The organism is Streptomyces sp. NPDC001868 (assembly GCF_040297125.1).
In the GTDB taxonomy this organism is placed as follows: domain Bacteria; phylum Actinomycetota; class Actinomycetes; order Streptomycetales; family Streptomycetaceae; genus Streptomyces.
The window spans coordinates 125,465-138,672 of sequence record NZ_JBEOYO010000011.1 but is presented as its reverse complement, the minus strand read 5'-3'; the positions used below and the strand labels follow the sequence as shown (position 1 = coordinate 138,672).

Genomic DNA, 13,208 nt, shown 5'->3' with positions numbered 1-13,208 from the left:
CCGGCGGCGTGTCAGATACGGCCGCCGGTGAGCCGGGTGAGCGGGCCGATGTGGACAGGGCGGCCGGAGCGGCGGCCGACCGCGTAGGAGGCGGCGGTCAGGGCGGTCAGGCCCGCGCCCACGCCGGCGGCGACGAGCTTGCGGTGGGCGATGACGGTCATGGCCGTCTTCGCACCGGCGGCGACCTGGCCGGAGGCCTGGACGACCGCCTGGCGGCCCGCCTCGACGCCCTTCACCGCGCTGTGCACGGCGCTGCTCGCGCTGTCGGCGGCGCGTCCGGTCGCCTCGGCCGCGCGTCCTGCTCCGGCCTTGGTGGCGGACGCCGCGTCGTCCATCTTGATCGCGGCCGTCTTCGCGGACTCGGTGGCCGGTGCCGTCGCCTTGCCGGTGGTCCGGCGGGCCTTGGCCGCGGCCGTCTCGGCGGACGCGGAGTTCTCGTTCGGGTCCTTGTTCGGTCGATTCATGGAAACCGCGTTGCCGTTCACCGCTCCGGCAAACACATCCGGTCGACCATCCGGACATTCCCTCGGATGGCATAAGATCGCTTTATGAGGTCATAGACCCGACCCGTGTACCTGGTAAGGGTTACCTTAGTTTAGGGTTGCCGTCGAGTCGCTTGTCTCCGCTCGAAGGGAACCTGAACATGCCCCGCCCTCTGCGGGTAGCCATTGTCGGAGCCGGACCCGCCGGGATCTACGCCGCCGACGCGCTGCTGAAGTCCGACGTGGCCACCGAGCCCGGTGTGTCCATCGACCTCTACGAGCGGATGCCCGCCCCGTTCGGACTGATCCGCTACGGCGTGGCCCCCGACCACCCCCGCATCAAGGGCATCATCACGGCCCTGCACCAGGTGCTCGACAAGCCGCAGATCCGTCTCTTCGGCAACGTCGACTACCCGACGGACATCAACCTGGACGATCTGCGCGCGTTCTACGACGCCGTGATCTTCTCCACGGGTGCGACGGCCGACCGCGCGCTGGACATCCCCGGCGTCGACCTGGACGGCTCGTACGGCGCGGCCGACTTCGTCTCCTGGTACGACGGCCACCCGGACGTCCCGCGCACCTGGCCCCTGGAGGCCGAGAAGGTCGCCGTCCTCGGCGTCGGCAACGTCGCGCTCGACGTGGCCCGTGTCCTCGCCAAGACCGCCGACGAGCTGCTGCCGACCGAGATCCCCGCGAACGTCTACGAGGGTCTGAAGGCCAACAAGGCGCTGGAGGTCCACGTCTTCGGGCGTCGCGGCCCGGCACAGGCGAAGTTCTCCCCGATGGAGCTGCGGGAGCTGGACCACTCCCCCAACATCGAGGTCATCGTCGACCCCGAGGACATCGACTACGACGAGGGCTCCATCGCGACCCGGCGCGGCAACAAGCAGGCCGACATGGTCGCCAAGACCCTGGAGAACTGGGCGATCCGCGACACCGGCGACCGCCCGCACAAGCTGTTCCTGCACTTCTTCGAGTCGCCCACCGAGATCCTCGGCGAGGACGGCAAGGTCGTCGGTCTGCGCACCGAGCGCACCGCCCTCGACGGCACCGGCAACGTCAAGGGCACCGGCGAGTTCAAGGACTGGGACGTCACCGGCGTCTACCGCGCGGTCGGCTACCTCTCGGACAAGCTGCCCAAGCTGCCCTGGGACGTCGAGTCGGGCACCGTCCCGGACGCCGGCGGCCGGGTCATCGAGGAGACCGGCGCGCACCTGCAGTCGACGTACGTCACCGGCTGGATCCGGCGTGGTCCGGTGGGCCTCATCGGGCACACCAAGGGCGACGCCAACGAGACCGTCTCCAACCTGCTGGACGACTTCGCGAACGGGCGGCTGCACGAGCCGTCCGCGCCCGCGCCGGAGGCCGTCGACGCCTTCCTCGCCGAGCGGAACGTGCGCTTCACGACGTGGGAGGGCTGGTACCGGCTCGACGCCGCGGAGAAGGCGCTGGGTGAGCCGCAGGGCCGGGAGCGCGTGAAGATCGTCGAGCGTGAGGACATGCTGCGCGCCAGCGGAAGCGCTCCGCTGGGTTAGGCGGACGGGGATCGGGGGACTGTGGGCCGTTCGAAGCCGCGAGTCGTACGTGGCTGGTCGCGCAGTTCCCCGCTCCCCTTTCAGGGGCCTGCGGCCCCATCACGGGGCCCACGCGCCCTGAAGGCATAAGCTCGGCGGATGGCCAAGTACTACGACGTGCACCCCGACAACCCCCAGCCGCGTGCCATCGGGCAGGTGGCCGACAGTATTCGTCAGGGTGGGCTCATCGCGTATCCGACGGACTCCTGCTTCGCGCTGGGGTGCCAGTTGGGCAGTCGGGACGGGATCGAGCGGATCCGTACGATCCGGCAGCTCGACGACCGTCACCACTTCACCCTGGTGTGCGAGAACTTCGCGCAGCTGGGCCAGTTCGTGCACGTCGACAACGACGTGTTCCGCGCCGTGAAGGCGTCGACGCCCGGCAGCTACACCTTCATCCTCCCCGCGACGAGGGAGGTGCCCCGCAAGCTCCTGCACCCCAAGAAGAAGACCGTCGGTGTGCGTATCCCCGACCATCGCGTCGCGCAGGCCCTGCTCGCGGAGCTGGGCGAGCCGCTCGTCTCCAGCACGCTGCTGCTGCCCGACGAGGAGGAGCCGCTGACGCAGGGCTGGGAGATCAAGGAGCGCCTCGACTACCTGGTCGACGCGGTGGTGGACTCCGGGGACTGCGGCACGGAGCCGACGACCGTCATCGACTTCTCCAGCGGCGAGGCGGAGATCATCCGCAAGGGCGCGGGCGACACCGCACGCTTCGAGTGACGCCCGGGCGCCCCGGTGCCGCTCAGGTCTGCCGCAGCGGCTCGTACGCCTCCGCGCTCAGGCCGAACGTCCAGGCCACTCCCTCCCGGGCCGTGGTCGTCGTGGGCGGCACCCGCAGCCAGTAGGTGCGGCTCGTGCCGTCCGGCTCCGGCGTGGAGTTGACGACCTCCACCATCACCACGTCCTCGTCGCCGGGCAGGGCCGTCCGCCACAGCACACCCGTCTCGTCGCGGTGCACCGGCTGCGCCCCGGTCTCCTCCAGGTAGCGGTCGTAGCCGTAGTACTCCAGCATCACGCGGCGCAGTTCCGCGTTCTCCTCGTCCCGGATCTCCGCGGCGGTCAGCGTGCCCAGCCGGTCGAGGAAGTCGCCGGGGACTGGCAGCCCGCGCCAGGCGTGCAGGGCGAAGCCGTCGGCGTAGGCGAGCGCGGGTCCATCGCCCCGGTCCAGCCGGCCCGCCTCGTCGCGGTGCAGTTCCACGGGCCGCTCGGCGACGACCGCGATGTTCTCGTACGGCCACCACCAGCCGGCCGTGCGGGACACCTCGGCGAGTCCGTCGAGGTCCGGGGCCGTGTCGAAGGCGGACAGCCAGGCGGCGTCGTGCTGGCCGAGGACGGCGTCCAGAAGGAGCAGTCGGATGCCGGTCTGTGCCTTGCGGTCGGCGGGGGCCAGGGCCTCGACGACGCCGGTGCGGACGCGGTCGACGAGCGGCCGGGTCGTCTCCCAGAGGTCGGCGCCCGTCGCACGCCAGTGGTCGCTCCAGCCGGTGGGGCCCAGGCGGGTGTGCGACCGGGCGCGTGCGGCGGCGACGGGTCTGTTGCGGACGGCGTCGCGGACGCTCGCCCCGGTCGCGGGCAGCCGCTCGCCGTCCTCGGCCGGTGCTCCCGCCAGCAGGCGTACCGCCTCCAGGGGCGAGCGGGCCCACACGATCCGCTCGGGCTCCCGCAGCCCCGCCCGCCGGTAGGCGAGCCGTACGCCCGCCTCGGCCCGCGCCCGGTCGCCCGCCCCGGTGGCCGCCGCCACCGCCCGCCAACTCGTCTGTTCCGTCACGCCGTTCCTCCTGGATCCCGATGTCTGCCTGCCGCTGGGGCTGCCGTGCGCCACGGCCGCCGTTCCGCTCATGGGTTCAGTCGGCGACGATCCGCACCGACCCCGGTACGTACTCGCGCTGCCGTATCACCCGGTACCAGCCCTTGGGCAGGGAGATGGCCGCGTGTTCCTCGTGGACGACACGGGCGCCCTCCGGGACATGCAGCAGCATCGGCCCGAACGTGCTCGCCTCGCGGATCAGTCGGCCGGGGCCGACCACCGCGTGCGCGTGACCGGTGACCTCGCCGAGGGCCAGGACCAGCCGGCCGCGACCGTCGCGCGGTTCCGAGGCGGCGTCGAGCGCGCCGCCGGGCACGGCGCTCTCGGCCAACGGCGCGATGAGGACGTCTCCTTGCCGGTACATGGGTCTCCTCCCGTCGGGCACTCGCTGTGCCACGAAACGACCGTAGAGGCAGCCACTGACAATCGGCCCGGTGCGGGCCGTCGGCCGGTGCGGGCCGCCCGCCGGGGCGGGCACGACCGCTCATCCACAGGTGTTTGTCCACAGGACAGGGGTCCGCCGCACACGATGTCAGTCGTTCTTGGTAGAACTCCCGTACCCGGCGGCGCTGTGCGCTCCGGGGGCGCGAAGGGGCGGACCGGGCAGGGATCCGGCTGCCGCCCATCAACAGGGAACGAAGGGGCGGGGCGCACATGACCATCGGGAGCCATCTGGAGGATTTCCACGGCCTGCCGGTCCACCGCTTCCCCGGGTCGGTGAAGGGCCCGGAGGGCGCGGGGCAGCTGCCCGCTCCGGAGTCGGTGGCGTGGAGCATCGCCGTGGACTCGTACGACAGCGAGGAGGCGTGGGAGGACGCGTTCGCCCGGTTCCTGGCCTCGGTCGACACCACGAAGGTGCGGGCGCTGATCGTGGGGGCCTGGAGCGACGCCTACGACAACGGCCCGGAGAAGATCGTCGAGGCCCTGGTCGCGGCGAAGGACCGGCTGCCCGCGCTGCGCGCGCTGTTCCTCGGCGACATCGTGATGGAGGAGTGCGAGATCTCCTGGATCAACCAGGGCGATGTGGGCCCGCTGCTGAGCGCCTTCACGGAGCTGGAGGAGTTCGGGGTGCGGGGCGGCCAGGGGCTCGTCTTCCCGGCCGTGCGGCACGAGCGGCTGCGGAGCCTGACGGTCGAGACCGGCGGTATGCCCGTCGAGGCCGTCCGGGGTGTCGCGGGCAGCGAGCTGCCGGCCCTCGTCGAGCTGGACCTGTGGCTGGGCACGTCCGAGTACGGCGGTGACTCCGAGGTGGCCGACCTGGCGCCGATCCTCGCGGGCACCCGGCTGCCGGCCCTCAAGCATCTGGCGCTGCGCAACAGCGAGATGCAGGACGACATCTGCGCGGCCGTGGCCTCCGCGCCGGTGGTGGCCCGCCTCGACGTCCTCGACCTGTCGATGGGCGTCCTCACCGACGACGGCGCGACCGCGCTGCTCACGGGCCAGCCGCTCACCCACCTCACCACGCTGGACCTGCACCACAACTACCTGAGCGCGGCGATACGCGACCGCCTCCGGGACTCCCTGGAGGCCGAGGGGGTCCAGGTCGACGTAGACGCCGACGACGCCGAGTCGGACGAGGAGGAGGACGGCACGGTCTGGCGGTTCGTCGCGGTGGGCGAGTGAGCGCGTAGGCGTACGGGGGCGAAAGGGGGGATCGGTGTGTCCGGTTGGAGCGGTGCGGCGGGGGCGGGGCCCGGCCCGTACAGGTGGGTGGTCGTCGGGAACGGGGAGAACCGGCGGGTCGGGCTGTTCGTCGCGGCGGCGGAGGCGGCCGGTGTCGGCACGCCGCGTGTCGTGGAGTGGCGGGACGTGCTGCGCGACGGCGGCCACGAGTTCGCCGCCGACGAGGTCGTGCGGCTGGACTCACCGGGTGAGAACGCCGAGGTGGACCGGCTGCTGCGGGGCGTCGACGATCCGACGCGGGTGGAGGGCTCGGCCACCTGGTACGCCCGGTTCCTGGCCGCCGTGGGCTCGTTGCGGGGCGGGCTGCGGCTGGACGATCCGGCGGATCTGCCGGTGCTGTTCGACAAGCGGCTGTGCCACGCCCGGCTCGACGCGGCCGGGGTCCCGGTGCCGCCGTCGCCCACCTCGGGCGGCGCGCCGCCGGTGCGCGGCTGGGACGACGTACGGGCGGTGATGCGGGAGCACGGCATGCCGCGTGTCTTCGTGAAGCCGGCGCACGGGTCCTCCGCGTCCGGGGTGCTGGCCGTCGAGGCGGCGGGGAGCGGGCGGATCAGGGCGACCACCTCGGTGGAGGTGGCCGCCGACGGCCGGCTGCACGCACCGCCACGGCTGCACAACTCCCTGCGGGTGCGGCGCTACACGGACGAGCGGGAGATCGCCGGCATCGTCGACGCCCTCGCGGCCGACGGTCTGCACATCGAGCGCTGGCTCCCGAAGGCGTCCGCGCAGGGCAGATCCGCCGATCTGCGGGTCCTGGTCGTGGCGGGCCGGGCCACGCACGCGGTCGTCCGCACCAGCCGTTTCCCGATGACCAATCTCCATCTCGGCGGGGCGCGGGGCGATCTGACGTCGGTCGTGGACGCGGCGGGCGACCGCTGGCGGCAGGCCCTCGACATCTGTGAGCGGGCCGCCGCCTGCTTCCCGGGCACGCTGAGCGTCGGCGTGGACCTGCTGCCGGCGATCGGCTGGCGCCGGTTCGCCGTGGGCGAGGTCAACGCGTTCGGCGATCTGCTGCCCCGGCTGACCGGGCTGCCGGGCGGCCCCGCGGAGGGTCTGGACACCTACGCGGCGCAGCTCGCGGCGGTGCGGAGCGCGCTGCTCCCGCCGCCCTCGCACCACCCCCAGGCAAGGAAAGACCATGCACCCTTCTGATCCGCCCGGCACCGCGAACACGGCAGTCACAGCCGACACCACCACGGTCGTCGAGCCCGGCATGCCCGACATGAACGAGGTGGTGGGCCGCGACGACCTGCTGCTGCTCACCCTCGACACCCTGCGGTACGACGTGGCCGTGCGGCTCGCGGCGGAGGGCCGGCTGCCCAATCTGGCCGCCCGTCTGCCGGGCGGCACCTGGGAGAAGCGGCACGCGCCCGGCAGCTTCACCTACGCCTCGCACCAGGCGATGTTCGCGGGTTTCCTGCCGACCCCGGCGGTCCCCGGACCGCATCCGCGGCTCTTCGCCGGCCGGTTCGCCGGCAGCGAGACGACCGCGGGGCGCACCTTCGTCTTCGACAGCCCCGACCTGGTGTCGGCGCTCGCCGGGCACGGCTATCGCACGGTGTGCGTCGGCGGTGTCGGCTTCTTCAACAAGCAGGGGGCGCTCGGCAGTGTCCTGCCGGGTCTGTTCCAGGAGAGCCACTGGGAACCGGAGTTCTCCGTGGCGTCACCGACGTCCTTCGAGTCCCAGGTGGCCCGCGCCGAGCGGATCGTGGCCGAACTGCCCGCCGAGCGGCGGCTGTTCCTCTTCCTCAACGCCTCGGCGCTGCACCAGCCCAACTGGTTCCATCTGCCGGGCGCCACCCGCGACGCGGGCGACAGCCTGCTCACCCACGCGGCGGCCCTGGAGTACATCGACCGGCACGTCGGGCGGCTCTTCGCCGCGATGAGTTCACGGCGCCGCTGTTTCGCCGTCGTCTGCTCCGACCACGGCACCACCTACGGCGAGGACGGCTACACCGGCCACCGTCTCGGCCACGAGGCCGTGTGGACCGTCCCCTACAGCCACTTCTTCCTGGAGCCGTCCGCATGACCGTCACCACCGCCGCTGTCACCGCCGCGCACGCACCACCGCGGCCGTACCAGCACTATGTGTACGCCTACCCGCACAAGACGGCCTACCGGAAGCTGCCCGGCGGCCCCCGGCTCGCGGACCTGTGGGCCGGGGAGTCCCGGCAGGCGCTGTCGCTGTACGCGCACATCCCGTTCTGCGAGGTGCGCTGCGGCTTCTGCAACCTGTTCACCCGGATCGGCGCACCGGACGGGCTGACCGGCCGCTATCTGGACGCCCTCGAACGGCAGGCGATCGCGGTGCGGGAGGCGCTCGGGGACGCGGAGCCGCCACGGTTCGCGAACGCCGCGTTCGGCGGTGGCACCCCGACCTATCTGGAGGCCGCCGAGCTGGAGCGGCTCTGCGACATCGCCGAGCGGCGCATGGGCGCGGACCTGCGGGCGATCCCGCTGTCGGTGGAGGCCTCCCCCGCCACGGCGACGGCCGACCGGCTGACCGTCCTGGCCGAGCGGGGCGCCACACGGCTGAGCCTCGGCGTGCAGAGCTTCGTGGCCCAGGAGGCGCGGGCGGCCGTACGACCGCAGCGGCGGTCCGACGTGGAGGCGGCGCTGTCACGGATCCGGGAGGCCGCCATCCCGGTTCTCAACATCGACCTGATCTACGGCATCGACGGGCAGACGGCGGCCAGTTGGCGGCTGTCCCTGGACGCGGCCCTCGCCTGGCGGCCGGAGGAGATCTATCTCTATCCGCTGTACGTCCGGCCGTTGACGGGACTCGGCCGCCACACGGACCCGCAGACCGCCGACCGCGACTGGGACGAGGCGCGGCTGCGGCGCTACCGCGAGGGCCGCGACCATCTGCTCGCGCACGGCTACGAGCAGGTCTCCATGCGGATGTTCCGCCGTACGGACGCGCCGCCGCAGGGCCCCGACGACTACGCCTGCCAGACCGACGGCATGATCGGCCTGGGCTGCGGCGCGCGTTCGTACACGTCGAAGCTGCACTACTCCTTCGACTACGCGGTCGGTATGGGCCAGATCCGCTCGATCATCGACGACTACACCGCCACCGAGGACTTCGGCCGGGCCGTGCACGGCCGCGAGGTCGACGAGGACGAGGCGCGGCGCCGCCATCTGCTGCAGTCGCTGCTCCAGGCGCGGGGGCTGCCGGTGGCGGAGTACCGGCGGCGGTTCGGGTCGGACCCGTACGCGGACTTCCCCGTGGAGCTGGACCTGTTGGCGGCGCGCGGCTGGCTGGCGGAGACAGGCGACGGGCTGCTGAAGCTCTCCGCCGAGGGGCTGGCCCACTCGGACGCCATCGGGCCCGGCTTCTTCTCCCCCGCCGTACGGGCCGCGATGGCCGAGTACGAGCTGAAGTGACGGGACCGGACCCATGGACCTGACGATCCTCTACCGCGGCCCCCTCGCCTCCTGCGACTTCGACTGCCCCTACTGCCCGTTCGCCAAGCGCCGCGACTCGACGGCTCAACTGCGGGCCGACCGCGCGGCCCTGGACCGTTTCACCACCTGGGCACGGGAACAGACAGGCGACCGGCTGTCGGTGCTGTTCACGCCGTGGGGCGAGGGCCTGGTGCGCTCCTGGTACCGCAGGGCCCTGGTCGACCTCTCCCACGAGCCGCACATCGACCGGGTGGCGATCCAGACGAACCTCAGCTGTCGCACGGAGTGGCTGGCGGAGGCCGACGCGGACACGGTGGCCCTGTGGTGCACCTACCACCCCGGGCAGACCCCGTACGAGCGGTTCCTCGACAAGACCCGTCGGCTGGCCGGGATGGGGATTCGCTTCAGTGTGGGGATCGTGGGCCTGCCCGAGCATCTGGAGCACGCCCGCCGGCTGCGCGGGGAGCTGCCGGAGCAGGTGTATCTGTGGGTGAACGCCGCCGACGGGCACACGTACACCGACGAGGAGGCTGCGGTATGGGGTGAGATCGACCCGCTGTTCCACTTCAGCCGCCGTCCGCACGACTCGGCGGGCCGCGCCTGCCGCACCGGCTCGACGGTCGTGTCGGTGGACGGGGAGGGCACGGTCAGGCGCTGCCACTTCGTCAGGGCCGAACTGGGCAACCTCTACGACGGCTCCTTCCGCACGGCGCTCGCGCCCCGCCCCTGCCCGCTGGCCGTCTGCGACTGCCACATCGGGTACGTCCACCTCGAAACCCTCCCGCTGTACGACGTGTTCGCGGGCGGCGTCCTGGAACGCGTACCGACAATGGAGGCCCGACGAGACATCGGGGGACGAGACATCAGGAAGCGAGTGAGTCCATGACCTCAGCGGTCAACAGCGGTGTGTGGATACGGCGTTACCGGCCCGCGCCCGAGGCGGCGGTCCGGCTGCTGTGTCTGCCGCACGCGGGCGGTTCGGCGAGCTACTACCACCCCATGGCGCAGGCCCTCGCCCCCGGGGCCGAGGTGCTGGCCGCGCAGTACCCGGGTCGCCAGGACCGTTACGCCGAGCCGCCGGTGGAGAGCATCGCCGGGCTGGTCGAGCGGATCGTCGAGGCCGTCGGCGGGGACGACGACCGTCCGCTCGCCCTCTTCGGGCACAGCATGGGCGCGGTCGTCGCGTACGAATCGGCGCTGAGGTTGGAGGCGGCCGGCCGGGCGCCGGTCCGGCTGTTCGTGTCGGGGCGGCGCGCTCCCTCCTCCGACCGGGACGGCAGGTCGCTGCACCGGGCGAGCGACGCCGAACTGATCGACGCCGTGCGCCGGCTGGACGGCACCGACAGGCAGGTCTTCGAGGACGAGGAGCTGGTCCAGCTCGTGCTGCCGGCGCTGCGCGCCGACTACACGGCCCTGGAGACCTACGTGCCACGCCCCGGCGCCCGGCTCGCCTGCCCGGTCACCGTCCTCACCGGCGACGCCGACCCCGTGACCCCGGTGGCGCAGGCGCGCGCCTGGGCGGACCACACCGACGGGCCGACCGAGCTGTGTGTGTTCCCCGGCGGCCACTTCTACCTCAACGACCGGCCGGGGGAGATCGTCGACGTCGTACGACGGCACCTGGGGCTGTAGCCGGGAGACGACGGGTTCGTGGCCGGGGAACGGCGGCGGGGGCGGTCCGTCCCCGCCGTCACACCCGCCAGCTGTACCGGCGCTCCGGCCGCCCGGCCACGCCGTAGCGCAGGGAGACGTCCGCGCTGCCGATGCCGTGGAAGTACTCCAGGTAGCGGCGGGCGCTGACGCGGGAGATGCCGGTGAGGGTGGCGCACTCGGTGGCGGAGAGGGTGCCGTCGGTGCCGCGGAGGGTGCCCTCGATCAGCTCGGCGGTCTCGACGCTCATGCCCTTGGGCAGGGCGCCGGCCGCCGAGGCGGGCGCGGCGGCTCCGGCGAGGACGCGGTCGACGTCGGCCTGCCCGCGGACGACGGTGGTGAGAAGGCGTCCGCGCTGGGCGGCGTACCGCTGGAGCCGGGAGCGCAGCTCCTCGAACTCGAAGGGCTTGAGGAGGTAGTCGACGACGCCGTGGCGGACCGCGCCGCGCACACTGTCGGCCTCCCGGGCGGCGCTGATGACCATGACGTCGCAGTCGTGGCCGGCGGTGCGCAGCCGGGGTATGACGTCGAGGCCGAAGCCGTCGGGGAGGTAGAGGTCGAGGAGGACCAGGTCGGGGCGGAGTTCGTCGACGGCGGCGACGGCCTGTTCGCCGGTGCTGGCGACGCCGACGACGCGGAACGGCTCGACGCGTTCGACGAAGGTGCGGTGGACCCGGGCCACCATGAAGTCGTCGTCGACCACGAGCACGTCGATCGTGCCGGGCGGACCGCTCGTGGCGGACGGCCTGCCGCTCGTGCCGGGCGGGCTGCTCGTGCCGGTCATGGTGTCGCTCCTTCCGCCACCGCGTCGGCGAGGTGGCTGACGGTCATGCGGGCGGTGAACATGGCTCCGTCGGGGGTGTTGGTCACCGAGATCTCACCGCCGTGTCGTTCGCAGACCAGTCGGGTGAGGGCCAGGCCGATGCCGCGTTCGCCCTCCCGCGCGGCCTTGGTGGTGAAGCCGTGGGAGAAGACTTCGCGGGCGAGTTCGGGGGCCACTCCGGGGCCCGAGTCGCGGACGACGATCTCCACGCTGGAGGCGTCCTGCCGCAGTTCCACCTCGACCCAGGCCTCCCGGCCGTCGGCGCCGCCCCAGGGCTCGGGGTCGTCCGGCGCGGTCGTGGTGGCGGCGGCGTCCACGGCGTTGTCGACGAGGTTGCCGACGACGGTCGCCACGTCGGCGGCGTCCTCGGGGGCGAGCCGGTCGAGGGCGGTGCTCTCCGAGATCCGCAGGGTGACCCGGCGTTCGGCGGCCAGGGACGTCTTCGCGGTGAGGAGGGCGGCGACGGCGGTGTCGCGGACGCGGCGGCTGAGGGTGACGTCGAGGGAGTGGCGGTGCCGGCTCAGCGCGCGGATGTAGTGGACGACCTCGTCCTGCTCGCCGATCTGGATGAGCCCGGAGATGGTGTGCAGCTGGTTGGCGAACTCGTGGGCCTGGGCGCGCAGCAGTTCGGAGGAGCTGCGGAAGGAGCCGATCTCGCGTTCGAGGCGGGCCAGCTCGGTGCGGTCCCGCAGGGTGGTGACGGAGCCGAGGTGGCGGCCGTCCTTGGTGACGGTCATCCGGTTCATCACCAGGACCCGGCCCCGGCGGATGACGACCTCGTCGCGCTGGTGGGGCGCCTCTTCCTGCGCTCCGGCGAGGACGTCCCGCAGCCGTCCCTCGATGCCGAGGTCGGTCAGGCTCTTGCCGACGCAGTCCTCGGGGAGGTCGAGCAGACGTCGTCCCATCTCGTTGACGAGGGTGAGCCGGTGGTGGGGGTCCAGGGCGATCACGCCCTCGGCGATGCCGTAGAGCATGGCCTCGCGGTGTTCGGCGAGGCCGGCGATCTCCTGGGGCTCCAGGCCGAGGGTCTGCCGTTTGACGCGCCGGGCGAGCAGCCAGGAGCCGACCAGGCCGAGGCCGCTGGCGATGCCGAGGTAGGCGAGGAGGTAGGAGGAGGCGCCGCTGAGGCGCTGCCACACGGTCGGGGAGGCCTCGCCGATCATCACCGTGCCCAGCAGGCTGCCGAGGTTGTCGTTGGTCGTCGCGCCGAGCACGGGCACCTGGGCGACGAGTTCGCGGCTGCCGTCGAGGGTGAGCGATCCGGACCAGCCGCGGCCGGCGACGGCGCCCTCGCCGGTGGGCAGGGGATCGCCGATCACGGTGGGGTCGGTGGAGCTGACGATCCGGCCGTCGGCGTCCGCGACGGTGACGGAGGTGACCCCCGACTGGGTCTGGGTGGAGTTCATCAGGGGCGCCAGCGCCTCGTGCGCGACGGGCCGGGCGAGCCGGTCGCGGACCAGGGGATTGGCGGCGAGCTGCTCGGCGAGTGCGGTGACGCGGCGGCCCTCGACCCGGTTGAAGGTCGCCGCCGACTGTGTGAGCGAGACCGCGGCGACCGCCAGGAGCACCACCACGACGATGGCGAGCTGGAGGACCAGCATCTCGCCTGCGAGGGTATGGCGACGGAACACCACGACGGACTCTTCTCTCGTGCCGACGCCGTCCCGGGCGTCTCGCTCTTGTCTCGTGCCGACGCCGTCCCGGGCGTCCGGCTGTTCTCTCGTGCCGACACCGCGTCGGGCGTCCGGCGGCTCGGGCGCCGCCTCGTGCGGTGGGTC

General features: G+C 72.7%; 13 protein-coding genes. 8 read left to right on the top strand and 5 right to left on the bottom strand.

The window, feature by feature from the left end; translation table 11 throughout:
* Positions 1-11: 11 nt before the first annotated feature.
* Positions 12-500 carry a hypothetical protein gene (locus ABT147_RS16145; protein WP_351406238.1) on the bottom strand — a complete coding sequence of 163 codons (489 nt, stop codon included), beginning with the start codon at positions 498-500 and terminating at the stop codon, positions 12-14.
* A 143-nt stretch (positions 501-643) separates the two neighbouring features.
* On the opposite strand from ABT147_RS16145, the gene ABT147_RS16140 reads away from it, so the two are divergent.
* Positions 644-2,020, top strand: a complete 1,377-nt coding sequence (locus tag ABT147_RS16140) for an FAD-dependent oxidoreductase (protein ID WP_351406236.1) — start codon at positions 644-646, stop codon at positions 2,018-2,020.
* 138 nt (positions 2,021-2,158) lie between these two features.
* A complete protein-coding gene (locus tag ABT147_RS16135) occupies positions 2,159-2,779 on the top strand; it encodes an L-threonylcarbamoyladenylate synthase (RefSeq protein ID WP_152173297.1) in 621 nt (206 codons plus the stop codon).
* Between the two features lie 22 nt (positions 2,780-2,801).
* Here the strand turns inward: ABT147_RS16135 and ABT147_RS16130 are convergent, their stop codons facing one another.
* The gene (locus tag ABT147_RS16130) at positions 2,802-3,827 is read right to left on the bottom strand and encodes a DUF6745 domain-containing protein (RefSeq protein WP_351406233.1); all 1,026 of its coding nucleotides are present in this window, start codon (positions 3,825-3,827) and stop codon (positions 2,802-2,804) included.
* Between the two features lie 76 nt (positions 3,828-3,903).
* Positions 3,904-4,230, bottom strand: a complete 327-nt coding sequence (locus tag ABT147_RS16125) for a DUF8820 family protein (protein ID WP_351406231.1) — start codon at positions 4,228-4,230, stop codon at positions 3,904-3,906.
* A gap of 290 nt (positions 4,231-4,520) precedes the next feature.
* Here ABT147_RS16125 and ABT147_RS16120 point away from each other — a divergent pair, with 290 nt between their 5' ends.
* The 6 genes from ABT147_RS16120 to ABT147_RS16095 all read left to right on the top strand — a co-directional run bounded on the left by ABT147_RS16120 (position 4,521) and on the right by ABT147_RS16095 (position 10,589).
* Positions 4,521-5,489 (top strand): STM4015 family protein, encoded by a 969-nt coding sequence (locus ABT147_RS16120; protein ID WP_351406228.1) that lies wholly within the window; start codon positions 4,521-4,523, stop codon positions 5,487-5,489.
* Between the two features lie 36 nt (positions 5,490-5,525).
* Positions 5,526-6,701 carry an STM4014 family protein gene (locus tag ABT147_RS16115; protein ID WP_351406226.1) on the top strand — a complete coding sequence of 392 codons (1,176 nt, stop codon included), beginning with the start codon at positions 5,526-5,528 and terminating at the stop codon, positions 6,699-6,701.
* A 70-nt stretch (positions 6,702-6,771) separates the two neighbouring features.
* Complete coding sequence (locus ABT147_RS16110) at positions 6,772-7,578, top strand: STM4013/SEN3800 family hydrolase (protein ID WP_351406374.1); 807 nt, start codon at positions 6,772-6,774, stop codon at positions 7,576-7,578.
* A complete protein-coding gene (locus ABT147_RS16105; protein ID WP_351406224.1) occupies positions 7,575-8,936 on the top strand; it encodes an STM4012 family radical SAM protein in 1,362 nt (453 codons plus the stop codon). Before ABT147_RS16110 ends, ABT147_RS16105 begins: the two co-directional genes overlap by 4 nt.
* Positions 8,937-8,949: 13 nt before the next feature.
* Positions 8,950-9,843, top strand: a complete 894-nt coding sequence (locus ABT147_RS16100; RefSeq protein ID WP_351406221.1) for an STM4011 family radical SAM protein — start codon at positions 8,950-8,952, stop codon at positions 9,841-9,843.
* Positions 9,840-10,589 carry a thioesterase II family protein gene (locus ABT147_RS16095; protein ID WP_351406219.1) on the top strand — a complete coding sequence of 250 codons (750 nt, stop codon included), beginning with the start codon at positions 9,840-9,842 and terminating at the stop codon, positions 10,587-10,589. Before ABT147_RS16100 ends, ABT147_RS16095 begins: the two co-directional genes overlap by 4 nt.
* A 58-nt stretch (positions 10,590-10,647) precedes the next feature.
* Here ABT147_RS16095 and ABT147_RS16090 read toward each other — a convergent pair whose 3' ends face one another.
* Both ABT147_RS16090 and ABT147_RS16085 read right to left on the bottom strand, forming a co-directional pair.
* Positions 10,648-11,391: a response regulator gene (locus ABT147_RS16090; protein ID WP_351406216.1), complete on the bottom strand. Its 744-nt coding sequence runs from the start codon at positions 11,389-11,391 to the stop codon at positions 10,648-10,650.
* Positions 11,388-13,031 carry a sensor histidine kinase gene (locus ABT147_RS16085; protein ID WP_351406214.1) on the bottom strand — a complete coding sequence of 548 codons (1,644 nt, stop codon included), beginning with the start codon at positions 13,029-13,031 and terminating at the stop codon, positions 11,388-11,390. Before ABT147_RS16085 ends, ABT147_RS16090 begins: the two co-directional genes overlap by 4 nt.
* Positions 13,032-13,208: the final 177 nt, after the last annotated feature.

Bases quoted from the DNA above. Each gene is read 5' to 3' on its own strand.
- ABT147_RS16140 (WP_351406236.1), top strand. From the start codon at position 644: ATGCCCCGCCCTCTGCGGGTAGCCATTGTCGGAGCCGGACCCGCCGGG.
- ABT147_RS16135 (WP_152173297.1), top strand. From the start codon at position 2,159: ATGGCCAAGTACTACGACGTGCACCCCGACAACCCCCAGCCGCGTGCC.
- ABT147_RS16125 (WP_351406231.1), bottom strand. From the start codon at position 4,230: ATGTACCGGCAAGGAGACGTCCTCATCGCGCCGTTGGCCGAGAGCGCC.
- ABT147_RS16120 (WP_351406228.1), top strand. From the start codon at position 4,521: ATGACCATCGGGAGCCATCTGGAGGATTTCCACGGCCTGCCGGTCCAC.
- ABT147_RS16110 (WP_351406374.1), top strand. From the start codon at position 6,772: ATGAACGAGGTGGTGGGCCGCGACGACCTGCTGCTGCTCACCCTCGAC.
- ABT147_RS16105 (WP_351406224.1), top strand. From the start codon at position 7,575: ATGACCGTCACCACCGCCGCTGTCACCGCCGCGCACGCACCACCGCGG.
- ABT147_RS16100 (WP_351406221.1), top strand. From the start codon at position 8,950: ATGGACCTGACGATCCTCTACCGCGGCCCCCTCGCCTCCTGCGACTTC.
- ABT147_RS16095 (WP_351406219.1), top strand. From the start codon at position 9,840: ATGACCTCAGCGGTCAACAGCGGTGTGTGGATACGGCGTTACCGGCCC.
- ABT147_RS16090 (WP_351406216.1), bottom strand. From the start codon at position 11,391: ATGACCGGCACGAGCAGCCCGCCCGGCACGAGCGGCAGGCCGTCCGCC.
- ABT147_RS16085 (WP_351406214.1), bottom strand. From the start codon at position 13,031: ATGCTGGTCCTCCAGCTCGCCATCGTCGTGGTGGTGCTCCTGGCGGTC.